Genomic DNA, 16,709 nt, shown 5'->3' with positions numbered 1-16,709 from the left:
GGACGGCGGCTCTCCTGTGCGAACGGCCGCCGACCTCGTTCCTCCCGCCCTCGGTCGGCGGCCCCGAGGGGGGCGGACCCGGCCGGCGGCCCCAGAGCCCCGGATCCGGATCCGGATCCGCCAAGGCCTCGGCCGTCCCAGAGCCTCAGATCTGCCAGGAGCGCAGGCGGTCCGCGGCGCCGAAGACGTCGGTCTTGCCGTCGATCAGGTCCCGGGTGAGGTCGACGAGAGCGCCGTAGGGCGGATCGATGCCGACGCCGCTGACGAACATGTAGGCCACGGCCGTGGCACAGGCGAACCGGGCGTTGGCCGCGGGCAGCGGCTTGAGCAGGGCGAGGGTGTGCAGCAGGGCGGCCGCCCGCCAGGCCGGGTCGGAGTTCACGCCGAGGCGCGGCGGGTCGACACGGTGCCGGGCGACGGCCGCGACCAGCGCCGAGAAGTCGTTGATCGTGGGCTGGTCCGGCAGGACCTCCTCGTGCCGCTGGAGCAGCCAGGGCACGTCGATGTGGATGACGGGTGCCATCACTCAGGCCGCCCGCCCCTCGCCCTTGGCGGGCGGTTCGTCGTCCGGGAACGCTTCCGCGAACTCGTCGGCGTGCGAGGCGAAGAACCGGCGGAAGGCCTCCGCGCCCTCCTGGAGCGCCCGGTGCCGGGCGATGTCGGCCGCCGCCGCCTCCCGTACGAGCGCCTTCATCGACGTACCGCGCTCCTTGGCGATCTGCCGCAGATCCTCAAGTTCGCGGTCGCTGAACTCCACGTTGAGAGCTGGCATGACCTCACGGTACCGCGCGGGTACTTACCCGTAAATACCAGCAGGTCAGATGGGGTGTACAACGGTACCTTCCGGGAGCGAGCACGCCGGACGATCTGCTGTCGGGCACCGGCCTCAGGTTCGTCAACGGCGCGCTGCTGTCCGTCCCGATCGTGGGGACGTACCTGTCGATGTTCCTGTTCGGCGGCGAGTTCCCCGGCGACGACATCGTGGCGCGCTTCTACTCGCTGCACATCCTGATCATGCCGGGCATCATGGCGGTCCTGGTCGTCGCGCACGTCCTGCTGGTCGTCTACCACAAGCACACCCAGTTCGCGGGCCCCGGCCGTACCGAACGCAACGTCGTGGGCGCCCCGTTGATGCCGGTGTATCTGGCGAAGGCGGGCGGGTTCTTCTTCCTGGTCTTCGGCACCCTCACCCTGCTCGCCGCGGTCGCCACGATCAACCCGGTCTGGGCGTACGGCCCGTTCCGCGCCGACCAGGTCTCCACGGGCGCCCAGCCCGACTGGTACCTGGGCTTCGCGGAGGGCCTGGTGCGGGTGATGCCGGGCTGGGAGATCAGCCTGTGGGGGGCACACACTGGTCCTCGGCGTGCTGATCCCGATCGTCGTGTTCCCCCTGATGCTGGTGCTGATCGGCGTCTACCCGTTCCTGGAGTCCTGGATCACGGGCGACAAGCGCGAGCACCACCTCCTGGACCGCCCCCGCGACCACCCGGTCCGCACAGGTCTCGGCGCGACCTGGAGCAGCCTCTACCTGGTACTCCTGGCGGGCGGCGGCAACGACATCGTGGCGACCCAACTGCACCTGCTGCTGCTGTTCTGCATGAAGGACGCGCCGGGCGGCCACGGCCCGGACGGCCTGGCGTGTCTCGCCGCCGCCCTGGACCTGCTGGATCCGGGCTCCGCGGAGTCCCTGCTGATGTTCCGGCTCTGCGACGAGTGGCGGGCCGCGCGCACGCTGCCGGCCGAATTCGCCGAGTCCTGGGCCCTGTTGGCGGACTGCCTGAAGGCGCTGCGACTCCCCGACGACGAGCGCCGGCGCCTGCTGGCCCGGGCGACCCTGTCCCGATTACGCACCCCGCCCGACCACTCCACCACGCCCTGGTCGGACTTCCTCTACCTCGTGGGACAGAACACGGCACCCGGACAGGTACCGCCGTGGATGGCGTACCTGGACGAGGCCTCGGCCTGGATGGACGCGCCGCACCGCCAGGAGATCCGCGCGATCAACCGACAGCGCGCCGTGCGCTGGGAGTTCGGGGAGACGCTCGACCGCCGACGCTACGGCCGGCAGGCGGAGCGGCAGCCGGCCATCCATGACGAGCACCTCGCCATCCGGATCATGCCGGCGCCCTTCGACGAGGGCCACTACACGGTGTCGTACTGGTTCCACTCCGATGCCCGGGGGCCGGACTTCGAGGGGCGGGACAGCGCGGTGATCCCCTTCGCCGATCTCCAGCGCACGGTCAGCGAGGTGATCTCCGAGGTGGAGCGGGCCGAGGGCGACCGTCCGGGGCAGCTGCGGCTGGAGCTCGTGCTGCCGCTGGAACTGATCAACCTGCCCGTGGCGCGCGTGCGTCGCCTGGACCCTTCGCCGGTGGAGCAGAGCATCCCGAAGGAGACGTCGTCGAGACGGTGCGGCCGCAGGGGCTGCGCGGAGCTCTCGGATTCCTCGACGGCTTCACGTGACGTGCCCACGAACGCTTTCCTCACCCACGGTCTCCACGGCCCCGGACCGGTCGGATCCGACGTGCAGCGCAGACTGCCCGCCGAGGCGGAAGGTGAGGCGGATCTCGGTCAACTGGGCTCGCTGCCACCCCTGGTGCTGAACGGCCGGTCGACGCCGGCGAGCAGCATGTCCACCGCGGGCCGCAGGGCGACCTGGCCCACCTGGGGAAGCTCGTCCAGCGAGAGGTGGGACAGGCGGGGCAGCCAGGACTCGACGCTCGCGGACTCCGCCGCATCACGGGACTCGTACATGGGGCCCGATCGTAGGGACCGCGGGCACCTCACGCAGACGCCTCGACGATCAGCCGGTGCGCGCTCTCCGCCTCCGGACTGCCCCCCGCGCACAGCAGCACCGCTTCCGCCAACTCCCGGAGCGCGCCCGGGCGGCGGGCGCAGGTGCGCAGGATGCTGATGGTGTCCATGCGGGGGCGGCTGTGCCGGGGGATGGCGGCCCGGACGCCGATTCTCAGGAGGCCGAGGATCTCCTCCCGGCCCTGTGGTTCCACGAACTCCTCCACCGCCAGGAGAGCGTCCGTCAAGGCGCGGAGCCGGTCGGGGGCGAGGTCGGCGTGTGCGGGGACGGTGGGTTCGGGGCCGCCACGGGAGAGGAGCTGGCCCTCGTCGCCGTCCCAGGTGCGGGACCACAGGTAGGTGGGGGTCTGTGCCGCGTGCCCCTCGGCGCGCAACCGGGAGAATCTCTCGCGCAGGCGGTCCATCACCACGCCCGGGTCCGGTGGCCAGCCCATGCCGACCGTCTCGTCGTCGGTGAGGACCGCCAGTGCCTCACGGCTGAACAGGCCCGTCCCGGGGACGGACAGGTTCGTCGCCGCCTCCCCCGGCCGGGCCGCGAACAGCACCGCCTGGTCGCGTGCGGTCCGCGGCATCGGCGTGCCGTAGTCCTCACGCGGCAGTTGGCGTCGGGCGCGCCACGGGTTGTGCAGCAGCTGGCAGGCGTCGACCAGCCAGATCTGGCGCGGGTGGCGGAGCGCGGCACGGTAGTACGTCAACAGCGCGTCGAAGTCCAGGTTGAGCGGGTCGTCCGCGGTGGCGTCCGCGTAGAAGAGCCGCCGTCTGCCTTCCGCGTCCACCACGCCGTGCCCGCCCCACACCACCCACAGCAGCTCGCTCGGCTCCGCCGCGACGGTCCGCAGCAGTGTGCTGTGCACGGTGGCCCGGTCCGCGCCGAGGACGGTGTACGGCACCTTCGGCGCGGCTGCCGCCCGCTCCGGCGGCGCGGACAGCAGCGCGGTGATCCGCTCGGGCGGCACACCCCGGGCGAGGAACCAGTCCGCGAACCGCAGCGCGTCGGACACGGGGCCGTCCAGCGCCCAGTGCGACCCCGCCTCGTAGGCGTCGACGCCCACCACGACGACGGTCGTGCGGCGGGGATCTGCGTGCGGAACCGGTGAGTTCATGCGCCCAGTGTGCCGCCCGAGCGGGCTCAGCGGGTCACCCTTGGTCCGCCACGAAGGACGCCATCCGGGTCAGTGCCGAGTTCCAGTTGATGGTGTGCTCGTTGGTCGACCAGGACTGGATGTCGTCGATGTAGCAGAACTGGCCGACGCAGCCCTGGAGTTTGCTCTGTGCGAAGGGGTCCTGGATGCTGGAGTTGGGTCCTCCGGCGAGGGTGCCGACCGGCGGGTTCGGCTGGTTCGGGTCGAGCTGTTTGGCGTACCAACGGGAATGTTGATTCTTGGAGTAGACCTCGCCGTAGCCGGTCACGTACGAGATGTTCAGCGCGTTGCGGCCGAAGAGGTAGTCCATGCTCTGCAGCGCGCCGTCCCGGTACTTGGATGCTCCCGAGATGTCGTACGCGGTCGCGATGACCACCGCGTTGTGCAGGATCTGGTGGTTGGAGCCCCAGTCGTAGAGGTTGCCCTCGGGGGCGTAGGGCATGCCGTATGCCTGTGACTTCAGCGTGGCCAGGTAGCGGTCCGCTCCCTTGATCACGGACTGGCGCACCTTGTCGCGGCCGGGCAGTCTGTTCGGCACGGTCGCCAGGTCGAGGCGGGCCGCTGCGGCGGTCCTGGCCCAGTCGTAGCCATTGGCGCCGAAGATGTCGGCCGTGTGGACCGGGGAGTTCAGGACGCGGTCCGCGAACTGCTTCTCGCCGGTGGTGAGATACAGCTCGGCGGCGGCCCAGTAGAACTCGTCGGTGACGTTGTTGTCGGCGTAGGCGCCGCCGCCGGTGCCGTCGCTCTCGGAGGCGTACCGGTCGGGATGCGCGAGCGCCGCCGACCATGCCTTGCGGGCGGCGGCCAGCGCCTTCGCGGCGAAGTCCCGGTCGTACGGCTTGTACAGGCGCGCGGCCTGCGCGGCCGTCGCCGCCAGGTTCAGGGTCGCCGCGGTCGACGGCGGATGCAGTTCACGCTTCTGCGGATCGTCGCTCGGCAGCAGCGGCAGTCCTGTCCACTGCTCGTCATGGATCTTGTGGTGGGCCATGCCGGCCAGCGGCTTCCCGTCGGGCACCTGCATCTTCAGCAGGAACTCCAGCTCCCAGCGGGCCTCGTCGAGGATGTCCGGCACGTTGTTGCCGCTCTCGGGAATGGCGAGGGTACCGTCGCCCAGCCGCTCCGGCTGTCCGGTGCGGGCATGCAGCGCGCGCTCGTAGGTGCTGAGCAGCTCCCACACCGAAATACCGCCGTTGACGACGTACTTGCCTTGGTCGCCGGCGTCGTACCAGCCGCCGGTGACGTCGAGGGTGTAGTCGCACACGCCGGGCTGGCAGGGCACGGCCCCGTCGCCCTGGTTCGGTGTGACGCCGACGTGGCCCGCCGGACGGCCGTAGCCGGGCCGCAGATCATCGCGTATCGCGATGCCGCTGCGCTGCGTGTAGTAGTACTTCGCGGCGTCCAGGCGCAGCCGCTCGTAGGCGCTCGCGTCGATGTCGAAGGGGCGGCTGGTCTCCCCGTCGGCGACCAGGGTGAGGCCGGTGCCGCGGGAGCGGTAGGAGCCGAAGTCGATGGTGTGGACGTTCTGCCCGGAGGAGGCGTCGGTGCCGCGCGGCACGGTCCAGCCACGGGCGACCACGGCTCCGCCGGCGCCGCGAAGCTGCCACGGCAGCCGCTCGGTCGCGTCGGTGACGAGGGTGGCGTTCTTGGGTCCGGCGGGCAGATAGGCGACCTGGTTCACCCGCACCCGAGGCCCGGTGTCGGGCTCGTAGGGCTCCGGCTCCACACCGCCCACCAGCGAGACGTCGTCCATGCAGAACCGCCAGGCGTCCGCGCTGCCGCCGACCTGGAGGCCGACCTGTCCCTGCGCGGTGTCGACGGGTGCGGTGAAGGTGTACGAGTAGCGGTTCCCGGAGACGCTGAGCTGCGGGGCGACCTCGAAGTAGGTGTCGTACGGCGCCACTTGGAGGCCGACGATCGCGCGCACGACGTTGGCGTCGGGTACTCCGGAGGCGGTGAAGGAGAAGCGGTACGACTCTCCCTTGACCAGGGTGATGTCGTTCTGGCCGATGGCCGCGTCCCAGCGGTTGGTGGTGCCGCCGGGCACGTCCGCGCAGAGCTGTCCGTCGGACAGGCCCGCGGTGACGTTGCTGCTCGTCCACCACGGTTCGGTGGTGGTCTCGAAGGTGCCGTTCCTGACCTGTTCGACCTCGTCGGCGCCGGCCACGGGGGCGGGCAGGGCGATCAGCGCCGCTCCGAGCAGGGTCGTCAGCGACAGTACGGCGGTTCTGCGTCGTTTCACGCCTGGGCTCCTCGGGGGGAGGTACGGGCGACGCTCTCGTGGGAGCGCTCCCAGATGCGGACGCAGGACATGCTTGTTGCCGGTGTGACACGCCGTCAACGGTCCGGACAGGACTGCTTCCCGCCCGGACCGGGAAGGCGACCTCAGACGCCCGGCGCCTCCAGCTTGCCGATGCGGATCGCGCCGCGCGCCTGACCTGGGTGGGCGCTGGTCAGCGTGAGGCGCAGCCGGGAGCCGCGCACCGGGTCGAAGGTGATCGCGGTCGGAGTGTCGGAAGCGGTGGCCCAGTCGACCGAGACCCCGGTTGCCCCGGCCCATCGGCGGCCGTCCCAGACGTCGACCTCGATGGCGGCGGGCAGGGTGTGCGTCGCGTCGACGGTGAAGGAGACCTCGGCCCTGTCGAGGGTCCGGAGGCGCCCGAAGTCGACGCTCACCCAGTCCTCGGCCCGCGCTCCGTCGAAGGCGGGCAGCAGAGCCGTGGCCGCCTTGTGGAAGCCGTTGGACCAGCCGGTGGCCGGATCGCCGTCGAGCATGGCGGCCGGGAGGGTGTCGGGGCGGCCGGAGTAACTGGCGTCCGCGTGCGGGTGGTTCACCGGTGCCGGAAGGTCCGGCTCGAAGGACGCGGCCGGGGTGAGCGCGACCGGGTCGGCACGGGTGGTGCGCACGGTGAGCGTGCCGGCCCGCAGCCCGTCCGCCCGTGCGGTCACCTTCAGCGTGCCCGCCTTCGTCCCGGACCGCACGATGGCGAGTGCCTTGCCGTGGAAGGCGGTCCGGGTGCTCGCCTGGTAGCGCTCGGCGCTCTCCTGACGGCCGTTGTCGAGTCCGGCGAGCGAGCCGCCGGCCACGTCGAAGGCGATCAGGTCCTCGGCGTCGGGCACCACCACTCCACGGGCGTCGACGACCTCGGCCGTCACGAACACCAGCGAACGGCCGTCGGCGGCCAGGGAGTCACGGTCGGCGCTGAGCCGTACGGCGTGCGGCTTCCCGGCGGTCCGCAGCACATCCGTCGTCACGACCTTGCCGTCGCTGCGCGCGACCGCCTTCAACTCGCCCGGTTCGTACGCCACTTCCCAGGTCAGATGGAGTTTGCCCGCGCTGCCGTTCGGGCTGGTGTAACTGCCGGGCCAGGGGCCGTCGGTGAAGGTCTTGTCGTCGCCGGTCGCCTCGGTGGTCTCCAGGTAGACCCGGCCGTCGGTGGTCTTCTTGGTGTCGAAGGTCCGGGTCCCGAGGGAGCGTCCGTTGAGGAAGAGCTCGACGGTGTCGACGTTGGCGTACGCCCATACCTCGACCGTGTCGCCCTTCTCGTGGTTCCAGGTCATCGGCAGCAGATGGACCATGGGCTCGCTCGTCCACTGGCTCTGGAACAGGTAGTACATGTCCTTGGGGAACCCGGCCGTGTCGACGGCGCCGAAGAAGGAGGCCTTCACGGGGAAGACGTCGTACGGCGTGGGCTCCCCGAGGTAGTCGATGCCGGACCACAGGAACTGTCCCGTGAACCACTTCCGGTCCCGGTCCTTCTTGTGCCCGTACTCACCGCTCATGGTCCAGGAGGCGAGGTTGTTGTCGTACGACGAGGTCGCCCGCTTCCCCGGGGTGTAGTTCTCGCCGGTGTTGAGGCGCTCCGGCTCCTGGTAGGTGCCGCGGCTGGAGGTCTCCGAGGAGGACTCGGACTCGAAGAGGAACAGGTGCGGGTAGGTCGCGTGCAGGGCGTCGACGGACTTCGCGGTGTTGTAGTTGAGACCGAGGCCGTCCAGCTTGGCGAGCATCCGGTCGGCCGCCGAGCCCTTGGCCGGAAGTCGCCGGTACTTGTCGGAGCCGATGACCAGCGGGCGGGTGTCGTCGGCGGCGCGGATGGCGTCGATGACACGGTCGGCCATGGCGAGCCCGGCGGTGGAGGTGGAGTCGGGGACCTCGTTGCCGATGGACCACAGGACCACAGCTGGACAGTTGCGGGCCGCGAGCACCATCTCGGTGGCGTCCCTGTCGCCCCACTCGTCGAAGAACCGTCCGTAGTCGTAGCGGTTCTTGCCGGTGCGCCAGCAGTCGAACGCCTCCACCATCATCACCACACCCATCTCCTCGCAGACCTGGAGGACTTCGGGCGCGGGCGGGTTGTGGGAGGTGCGCAGGGCGTTGACGCCCATCGACTTCATGATGGTCATCTGTCTGCGGACGGCGTCGATGTTCACGGCGGCACCGAGCGCGCCCAGGTCGTGGTGGAGATCGACACCCCGGATCTTGGTGTAGGCGCCGTTGAGGAAGAAGCCCTCGTCCGGGTCGAAGCGGAAGGTGCGGATGCCGAAGGGGGTGCGGTAGGTGTCCACGGTCCGTCCGCCGACGCGGAGTTCGGTGTGGAGGGTGTAGCGGTGCGGGGCCTCGAAGTCCCACAACTTCGGTTCGGGGACGGTGAGTTCATGGGTCTCGGTCGCCCGGTCGGTGACGGCGGCGATGGAGGACGCGCGGGCCACCGTCCGGCCGCCGGGGCCCGCGATCCGCGAGACGACCTCGACGTCCGCCCCGCTGCCGGAGCCGTTGACCACGGAGGTCCGCACCCGCACCAGGGCGCGCTCCCCGGTGACCTCCGGGGTCGTGACGTACGTGCCCCAGCGCGCCACGTGCACCGGCTCTGTCACCACGAGCCGGGCCTCGCGGTAGATGCCGCTGCCGGAGTACCAGCGGCTGCTGGGGAGCTGGTTGCGGACCATGACGGCGAGGACGTTCTCGGTGGTGCCGTCGGTGTGCAGCAGCCCGGTGAGGTCGAGGGCGAAGCCGGTGTAGCCGTAGGGATGGCGGCCGATCTCCTGGCCGTTGCAGTGCACGACGCAGTCCATGTAGACGCCGTCGAACTCCACCGAGATCCGCTTCCCGGCGAGGGCGGGCGGCAGGGTGAAGGCGAGCCGGTACCAGCCGAGGCCGCCGGGGAAGAAGCCGGTGCCGCTGGTGGTGCCGTGCTCGGTGGTCGGGGCGAGCTCGATGCTCCAGTCGTGCGGAACGGCGGTCTCCCGCCACGCCGAGTCGTCGTACGCGGGGTCGGCGGCGTCGGCGTACGCGCCGGTCGGATCGGTGATCCCGCCCGGGTTGACCAGGGCGAACCGCCAGCCGTCGCGCAAGGGCACGGTACGGCGGCCGGAGCGCCCCCCGGCGGCCTCGGCGGCCTGCGCCGGGGTGCCGATCAGCGCTCCGGCGGCCGGCGTGGCCGTGGAGGCGATCAGAACCGATCTGCGAGTGACCGTCATGGCGGCTCTCCCTCATCAGGGCCCAGAAGTAATCACAACTGATCGTGAACACACGGATTCTGACGGGCGGACACACAGCAGCGTCAAGAGCCATGAGAAAGCGCTTGCGCCTCAGAGGTCACAACGGCCGGATTTCGACCTTGACTGTTCGACCGCCCGCACAGGGGGTTCCCCGTCCGCCCGGGGCGCCGACGCACTACGCTGGAACTCAGGTGACCACCGGTCACTGTGAGTGTCCGCGTTGGAGTGGCGACGATGAGCCCGCACGACCCGATCGACGACGCCGCGACGGCTCGGGCCGTCATCGACGAACACGGCACCCTGGTCGAGTGGAACGCCGGCGCCCGGCGACTGCTGGGCTGGCCGGCCGCCGACGTCGTGGGCCGCCCCGCCGCCGAGCTGCTGGCCGACGGCTCGGTTCCCGTCCCGGAGGGCCCCCGCTGGGACGGCACCGTCCCCTTGCGCCATCAGGACGGCCACCGGGTCCGGGTGTGGCTGCTGGCCCACCACCGCCCGCCGCGCGAGGACGGCCCGGCCCACTGGCTCGTGGTCACCCCGCTGGAGCCGGGCGGCCCCCGCTCCCCCGACGACCCGCTGGCCACGGCCGCGCTCACCCAGTCGCCGTGCGCCGTCGCCGTCTATGACGAGCGGCTGCGGCTGCGCCGGATCAACGACGCCATGGCCGAGGTGATCGGGCTGCCCGAGGACCGCATCCAGGGGCTCAGACTCTCCGAGATCGGCGGCAAGGCGCAGAGCGAGGAACTTGAGGGGCACATGGCCGATGTGCTCGCCACCGGACGGGCCCGGGACGTGCAGATGTACATGCGCGCCGGCGGTGAGACCCGTGCGCACGCCTGGCTGGCCCGGATGGCTCCCGTCACCGACGGTCACGGACGGGTGCGGGGCGTGTGCCTGGCCGCCCATGACTTCACCGACAACTACCTCTCCCGGGAGCGGCTCCAGCTGGTCAACGAGGCCAGCGTGCGCATCGGCAGCACCCTCGACGTCACCCGGACGGCACAGGAGCTCGCCGATGTCTGCGTCCCCGCGCTCGGCGACTTCGTCAGCATCGACCTCCTCGACCCCGACGAGGAGGGCGGGGGCCCGCCGGCGCCGGTCTCGGCTCCGGTCGGACTGCGCCGCGCCGCCCACCGGTCGATCAACCCGGGCAGCCCGGAGGCCGTCGTGAAACCGGGGCACCTGGAGCTCTACCCCGCCGAGTCCCCGCAGGCCGCCTCGCTGACGGCGGGCCGCACCGTCGTCGCCACGGTGCCCTCCGGCGACCTCGACGCCTGGCTGAGCTGGGACCGCAGGCGCAGCGCCCGGGTCCAGGAGTACGGCATCCATTCCACGATGTCCGTGCCGATCCGGGCCCGGGGCCTGACCCTGGGCGTCGCGGTGCTCACCCGGTTCCGCCGCCCCGACCCCTTCACCCCCGACGACGTGCTGCTCGCCGAGGAGATCACGGCCCGCGCGGCCGTCTGCGTCGACAACGCCCGCCGCTACTCCCGCGAACGCGAGACCGCGCTCGCCCTCCAGCGCAGCCTGCTCCCACGGGGACTGCCCCGCACGCCCGCCGTCGACGCGGCCTCCCGCTATCTCCCGGCGGCCCGCTCCGGGGTCGGCGGCGACTGGTTCGACGTGATCCCGCTGTCCGGGATGCGGGTCGCGCTGTGCGTCGGGGACGTGGTCGGCCACGGCATCCAGGCCTCGGCGACGATGGGCCGGCTGCGCACCGCCGTCCGCACCCTCGCCGACATCGACCTGGCCCCGGACGAGCTGCTCACCCACCTCGACGACCTGGTCGTCCGGCTGTCCGAGGAGGCCGGCGGGGAGGGCAGCCCGGGTGAGGTCGGTGCCACCTGCCTGTACGCCGTGTACGACCCGGTGTCACGGCGCTGTGCGCTGGCCCGGGCCGGGCATCCGCCGCCCGTGATGGTCCCGCCGACGGGTGCGCCCCGGCGGATCGACATGCCCGCCGGGCCGCCGCTCGGCTTCGGCGGGCTGCCGTTCGAGTCGGCCGAGCTGGATGTGCCCGAGGGCAGTGTGCTGGGGTTCTTCACCGACGGTCTCCTCGAGAACCGCGCACGCGACGTCGACGCCGGCCACGCGCTGCTCCTGGACGCCCTGGCGATCCCCACCGAGTCGCTGGAGGAGGCCTGCGACCGGATCCTGCGTGCCCTGCTCCCGCCCGGCGGTGCCCCCGACGACGTGGCGCTGCTGCTGGCCCGCACCCGGGGTCTGCCCGCCTCCCAGGTCGCCACCTGGGACATCCCCGCCGACCCGGCGCTGGTCTCACCGATCCGCAAACAGGTCGTCGACCAGCTCGCCTCGTGGGAGCTGAGCGCGGCGTCGTTCACGGCCGAACTGGTGGTGAGCGAACTGGTCACCAACGCCATCCGGTACGGCTCGCAGCCGATCCGGCTCCGGCTCATCCATGACGCGACCACACTGATCTGCGAGGTGTCCGACGCCAGCCACACGGCCCCGCATCTGCGCCGTGCCAAGACCTGGGACGAGGGCGGCCGGGGGCTGCTGCTGGTCGCCCAGCTCACCCAGCGCTGGGGCAGCCGGCACACCGCCCAGGGCAAGACGATCTGGGCGGAACTCGCCCTCCTCGACCTGGACTGAGCGGGCGTCCGCTTTCCGCGTTTCTCCTTGAGTACGGCGGACACCCGGGAATGTGACGAACCCTCAGGAGCGTGGAGAACATGGCGAACACGTCCTCGTCGGTGCGCCGGGCCGCGCTGCTCGTGAGTGCGGTCGCGACGCTCGGCGCACTGACCGCCTGCGGCAGCGCCGACGGCACCACGACCGCTCCCCCGCAGCCGCCGCCCACCTCGCACGACCGCACGGCCGCCGGCTCCCCGAGCGAACAGGGCGCCGCCACCGAACCGGCGCCCTCCCCCTCACAGGCGGCCGGAGGCACCGAGAAGCCGGCCCGCTGCCACACCGGCGAACTGCGCGCCGAGGTCGGCCGCATGGATCCCGGTGCCGGCCAGCGCAACGTCCCGATCGTCCTGACCAACGCCTCCGCACGCACCTGCACGGTGTACGGCTATCCGGGCGCCGCCTTCGTCGACGCGTCCGGCGAGCAGCTCGGCCCGGACCCCGAGCGCGCTCCCGGCTCACCGGCGCGCGTGACGCTGGCGCCGGGTGACAGCGCGTGGGCGGGTCTTTCGTACTCCAGCCCGGAGATCAGCGGGGCGCGAACCGCCCGTCCGGCGGCGCTGCTGGTGACCCCGCCCGACGAGCGGGAGCCGATCGAGGTGCCGTGGACGGCGGGTGCGGTGCCGGTGTCCGGCAACGCGTCCTCGGTGTCCTTGACGGTGTTCGCCCCCGGCTCGGGGCCCGGACAGTCCTGACGGCCCTGGTGTTCAGCGGCGTCCGCCGCCGTAACCGCCGCCGCCCCAGCCACCGCCCCAGCCGTTGTCGTGGTCCCATGAGCAGGAGTACCGGTCGCTGTAGCAGTCGGTGGCCGAAGGCGTCGGTGTGGGCGACGGGGTCGCGGTGGCCTTCGGGGTCTTCGCCGGCGTGGGTGTGGGCTTCGGCGCGGGTGGCGCTACCGGGGTCGCGGGTTCGGCCCAGTTGACCGCCTCCAGCTGGAGTTCGGGCCTGGAGGTGTCGATCACCCAGCGCTGGGCGGTGTCGTCCTTGCGGGTCTTGAGGACCAGCGCGCCGGAACCGTCGGTGGCGGCGGGCGTCAGGGCAAGCTCCTGGTCCCCGCGCGGGACCAGGGTGCCCTGGAGCGTGAAGTCGTAGCGGACCTCTCCGGTGTCCGTGCAGGAGTCGAGCCGCACCGAGTAGCCGAGGCCGGAGTCCAGACACAGTTCGGGATCGGCGGCGCTGCGCAGCCGGCCGTCGGTCTCGTACACCCACTGCTGGCCGGCCTGGGCGGAGCACTCCGCGAGTTCGGTCTCGGCGCCCTTGACCACCTTGCCGCCGACGACGCCGACGCACAGCCCGGAGGCGATGTTGTACAGCCGCCCGGTCAGCGTGCCCTGCGCCGCCTCCTCGGCCCCGGCCCACGAGGGGCCGGTCGTGGGTGTGCGGCCCTGGGAGCCGGTGCCCTCGGTGGCCCGGCCGCCGTCGGCGGGAGCTGTGTCGCCCTCCGAGCCCAGGGCGGCCCACAGCACCAACGGCACCACGACCAGCGCGCCGACGGTCACGACGCCGACGGTGAGATTGCGCCGCCGCACGGCACGGCGGGCGGCCTTGCGGGCCGTACGGCGGCACGAGGACGGCGGGGCCGCCGTCGGGGGTGTGTCACGCGCTTGGCCCGCGCCGAAGTTCTCCCCCACCACGGTCGCCGCCTCCGCCACCGGCACGCTCTCGTCGTCCGCGCTGCGCGCCCTGGACTCCACGTACTCCCGCGCGCCCCACCCGAGCACCGCCTCCGCCAGGGCCGGGCCGAGTCCGTGGTTGAAGCAGTCCAACTGGTCGGCGGTGTCCCGGCAGTGCTTGCACCCGTCCAGGTGCCCGCGCAGGTCGGGGTCGATGTCGACGCCGCCGCGCCGATAGGTGACGTCGAGCAGCCGCAGGTACTGGCGGCACTCCTGGTCGGGAGCGAGCTCCCGGTGGACCTGGAGGCACTCCTCGCGCAACCGGTCGCGGGCACGGCCGAGTTCGACGCGGGCGCCCTCCTCGTCCAGGCCCAGCAGCCCGGCCGGGATCCTCAGCGGTTCGGACTCGACCTCGGTGTGCCACAGGAGACAGCGGGCCGACTGGGGCAGCCGCTGGAAGGCGCCGGACAGCAGCCGGCGGTGGGCGGGCGGCAGCAGGCGGGCGGCGGCGCGCTCGCCGCCGGCGGCGCCGGTCCGCAGCTCGGGGTGGAGCAGTTCGCGCCGCTGATCGGTGTCCCACCCCCCCGCGACACGCCGTACGGTGAGCAGGAGTTGAGGGCGCCACGCGGAGGTCGGTCCGGTCTGCCGCAGGGTCTGCCCGAAGAGCCTGGTGAATGCCGCGGTGGTGAGCATGCCGGCGGCTCGGGCGGTGCTGGTGCACAGCCGCGCGTAGGCGAAGCCCGCCGCCCAGTGCCGGTCGAGGAGTTCACCCACGGGCTGCAGCGCGGGCGACGCCCCCGTCCACTTCTTGAGTTCGGCGCTCAGTTGCGCGTCCGTCAATTCGAGGAGGTGGGCGTTTCCTGGGGAATTCGGCAAGCCTGCGTCGTGCACGCGGCATTCCTCCGAGGGCATGCGGCATTAAATGGTCCATACCAAAGGGTATGCTCCGGGCGCGGCTCTTTTGAAGCGTCAGGGCGTATGGGAGCGAGGCACACCTTTGCACAGGTCAGCAGCAGGGAACAAGAGTTCCCGGGGTTTTGCGCACGGTGTGCGCGGCTCAAGTAATTGAACACGTGTCAGTAAAGGTTCGAGGCGTCTCACCCTCGGGCCGGACAATCGTATTCATTGAGCGCGGGGCAGATGCCTCCACAACCATTACGGCCACCCATCAGGCTGGTCGTGCGGCCGGAAATCACGGCCCGCCAGGACCCTGGTCCACGCCCGCAACCATTGGGCCGTTCACCCGGTAGGCGCCGGGCGGGGTGCCGTAGCGTTCGCGGAACACCCGGTTGAAGTGAAAAGGACTGGCGAATCCCGAAGCCGCCGCGATCCGTTCCACGGACAGGTCGGTGCCCTCCAGCAGCCGTGCGGCATGGCGCAGCCGCGCCTCGCGCAGCGCGCGCATCGGCGGCACGCCGAGTTGCCGGGTGAAGAGATGGGCGAACCGGGACGGCGACAGGGCGACGTGTCCGGCGAGCGAGCGGACGGTGTGCGCGGCGCCCGGGTCGGCGGCGATCAGGGACTCCGCCCGGCGCACCCGGGCGTCGACTCCGGGCGGGGGCGAGGGGGTGCGCGCGGTGGCGGCGGTGAGCAGGACGGCCTCCTCCAGGGCGCACAGGGCGAGTTCGCGGGCCGCCGAACCGTGGGCCACGGCGACCCGGTCCGCCTCGGCCCCGGTCTCGGGCGGCGCGCCGGTGCCGGTCCATCGGGCGTCGGCGAGCATCCGCCGGAACGCCGCGCCGACACGGTCGTGCAGGGCGTGCGGGGTCGGCGAGACGACGTACAGGCCGTCCCCGGCGTCGTACGGCCGCAGCCAGGCCTGCCACATCGGCCGGGCCTGGCAGTGCGCCCACCAGAACTGCCAGTGAAGGGCACCGGGTTCGACGCCGTAGCGGTGCCGGACGCCGGGCGCGAGCACCACGAGGTCGCCGGGCGATGCCCGGGCTTCCGCCGCGCCCTGGCGCAGGCGGCCATGGCCGCCGGTGGTCCAGGTGAACAGCCAGCTGTCGGCGCCTTCCGGCCGGTTGACGCTGTACCCCGCCGCTTGATCGAAGCGGCCGACGACCACCAGACCGGGCGGCGGGGCCGGGTCGGCAGTCTCAGGCAATCCGTCAGCAACCACGGGCATCCTCCTCGGGCGGGCGTCGGCCTAGCGTGACGTACGGATACCCCCTGACCGAAGGAGTGGACGCATGACAGCCACGGACATCGACGCCGGGCTCCGGCAGTTCCGTGAGGACGGGTTCATGGTCGCGCGCGGGCTGTTCGGATACGACGAGATCGACCGGTTGTGCGAGCGGTTCGCGGCGCTGCACGCGGGCGGGCCGGTGCCGGGGCATTTCGAGCCGCGGGCGGCGGACGGCGATCCGTTGCTGGTCCATCCGAGGGTGATGCAGCCGCATGAAATCGACGAGTTGTCGCTGCGGGTGCTGCTCGATCCCCGACTGCGCGCGGTGCTGGAACGGCTGCTCGGCGAGGAGGTGCTCGCGGCGCAGAGCATGTTCTATTTCAAGCCACCGGGCGCTCGGGGGCAGGCGCTGCATCAGGACAATTTCTATCTGCGGGTGGAGCCGGGCACCTGTGTGGCGGCGTGGATCGCGTGTGACGTGATCGACCGGGAGAACGGCGGCCTTGAAGTCGTACCCGGCACCCATCGCATGGAGCTGTTCTGCCCGGAGGAGGCGGACGAGCAGGTGTCCTTCGCCCGGGAGCATGTCCCGCCCCCGCCGGGACTTACGGCCGTGCCCATCGATATGGCGCCGGGGGATGTGCTGTTCTTCAACGGCAGCCTGGTCCACGGTTCTCGGCCGAATCGCAGCGCCGGTCGGTTCCGGCGGTCGTTCATCGGCCACTATGCGGGGCGGTCGGCCGAGCGGATCGGTGGCTACTACCGGACCCTGTCGATGCGCGGTGAGCGGGTTGCGTTGCCGGAGAGTGCGGGGGCGGGTCCGTGCGGAACCGAGTTCGGGGTCCCGCACGGACCGCACTAGGAGAC

10 protein-coding genes and 2 pseudogenes are annotated in these 16,709 nt (G+C 71.8%); 5 read left to right on the top strand and 7 right to left on the bottom strand.

Annotation, left to right across the window (positions count from 1 at the left end):
- Window positions 1–145: 145 nt before the first annotated feature.
- Both RMT89_RS07420 and RMT89_RS07415 read right to left on the bottom strand, forming a co-directional pair.
- Complete coding sequence (locus RMT89_RS07420) at window positions 146–523, bottom strand: toxin Doc (protein ID WP_315883154.1); 378 nt, start codon at window positions 521–523, stop codon at window positions 146–148.
- Between the two features lie 3 nt (window positions 524–526).
- Window positions 527–772 (bottom strand): hypothetical protein, encoded by a 246-nt coding sequence (locus RMT89_RS07415; protein ID WP_315883113.1) that lies wholly within the window; start codon window positions 770–772, stop codon window positions 527–529.
- 74 nt (window positions 773–846) lie between these two features.
- Here RMT89_RS07415 and RMT89_RS07410 point away from each other — a divergent pair.
- Together RMT89_RS07410 and RMT89_RS07405 are read left to right on the top strand one after the other, a co-directional pair.
- A pseudogene (locus RMT89_RS07410) lies at window positions 847–1,582 on the top strand (cytochrome b N-terminal domain-containing protein); the annotation flags it as partial.
- Window positions 1,583–1,597: 15 nt separating this feature from the next.
- Window positions 1,598–2,044: pseudogene (locus RMT89_RS07405) on the top strand (hypothetical protein); the annotation flags it as partial.
- Window positions 2,045–2,783: 739 nt separating this feature from the next.
- On the opposite strand, the gene RMT89_RS07400 reads toward RMT89_RS07405, so the two are convergent.
- The 3 genes from RMT89_RS07400 to RMT89_RS07390 form a co-directional block, all read right to left on the bottom strand.
- Window positions 2,784–3,917 carry an effector-associated domain 2-containing protein gene (locus RMT89_RS07400; protein WP_315883112.1) on the bottom strand — a complete coding sequence of 378 codons (1,134 nt, stop codon included), beginning with the start codon at window positions 3,915–3,917 and terminating at the stop codon, window positions 2,784–2,786.
- A 34-nt stretch (window positions 3,918–3,951) separates the two neighbouring features.
- Window positions 3,952–6,195, bottom strand: a complete 2,244-nt coding sequence (locus RMT89_RS07395; protein ID WP_315883111.1) for a glycoside hydrolase family 9 protein — start codon at window positions 6,193–6,195, stop codon at window positions 3,952–3,954.
- A gap of 143 nt (window positions 6,196–6,338) precedes the next feature.
- Window positions 6,339–9,431, bottom strand: coding sequence for a glycoside hydrolase family 2 TIM barrel-domain containing protein (locus RMT89_RS07390; RefSeq protein ID WP_315883110.1), 3,093 nt, complete (start codon window positions 9,429–9,431; stop codon window positions 6,339–6,341).
- A gap of 255 nt (window positions 9,432–9,686) precedes the next feature.
- Here RMT89_RS07390 and RMT89_RS07385 point away from each other — a divergent pair, with 255 nt between their 5' ends.
- Window positions 9,687–12,062 carry a SpoIIE family protein phosphatase gene (locus RMT89_RS07385; protein ID WP_315883109.1) on the top strand — a complete coding sequence of 792 codons (2,376 nt, stop codon included), beginning with the start codon at window positions 9,687–9,689 and terminating at the stop codon, window positions 12,060–12,062.
- Between the two features lie 80 nt (window positions 12,063–12,142).
- Window positions 12,143–12,796: a DUF4232 domain-containing protein gene (locus tag RMT89_RS07380; RefSeq protein WP_315883108.1), complete on the top strand. Its 654-nt coding sequence runs from the start codon at window positions 12,143–12,145 to the stop codon at window positions 12,794–12,796.
- A 12-nt stretch (window positions 12,797–12,808) separates the two neighbouring features.
- Here RMT89_RS07380 and RMT89_RS07375 read toward each other — a convergent pair whose 3' ends face one another.
- Window positions 12,809–14,626: an RICIN domain-containing protein gene (locus RMT89_RS07375; RefSeq protein WP_315883107.1), complete on the bottom strand. Its 1,818-nt coding sequence runs from the start codon at window positions 14,624–14,626 to the stop codon at window positions 12,809–12,811.
- A 280-nt stretch (window positions 14,627–14,906) separates the two neighbouring features.
- Window positions 14,907–15,842, bottom strand: a complete 936-nt coding sequence (locus RMT89_RS07370; RefSeq protein ID WP_315883106.1) for a helix-turn-helix domain-containing protein — start codon at window positions 15,840–15,842, stop codon at window positions 14,907–14,909.
- Between the two features lie 64 nt (window positions 15,843–15,906).
- Here RMT89_RS07370 and RMT89_RS07365 point away from each other — a divergent pair, with 64 nt between their 5' ends.
- A complete protein-coding gene (locus RMT89_RS07365) occupies window positions 15,907–16,704 on the top strand; it encodes a phytanoyl-CoA dioxygenase family protein (RefSeq protein WP_315883105.1) in 798 nt (265 codons plus the stop codon).
- The last annotated feature ends 5 nt before the right edge of the window (window positions 16,705–16,709 follow it).

Origin of the sequence: Streptomyces sp. P17, assembly GCF_032436805.1 — a bacterium.
GTDB lineage: Bacteria > Actinomycetota > Actinomycetes > Streptomycetales > Streptomycetaceae > Streptomyces.
The sequence above is the reverse complement of the archived record's forward strand: the minus strand, read 5'-3'. Positions and strand labels throughout refer to the sequence as shown.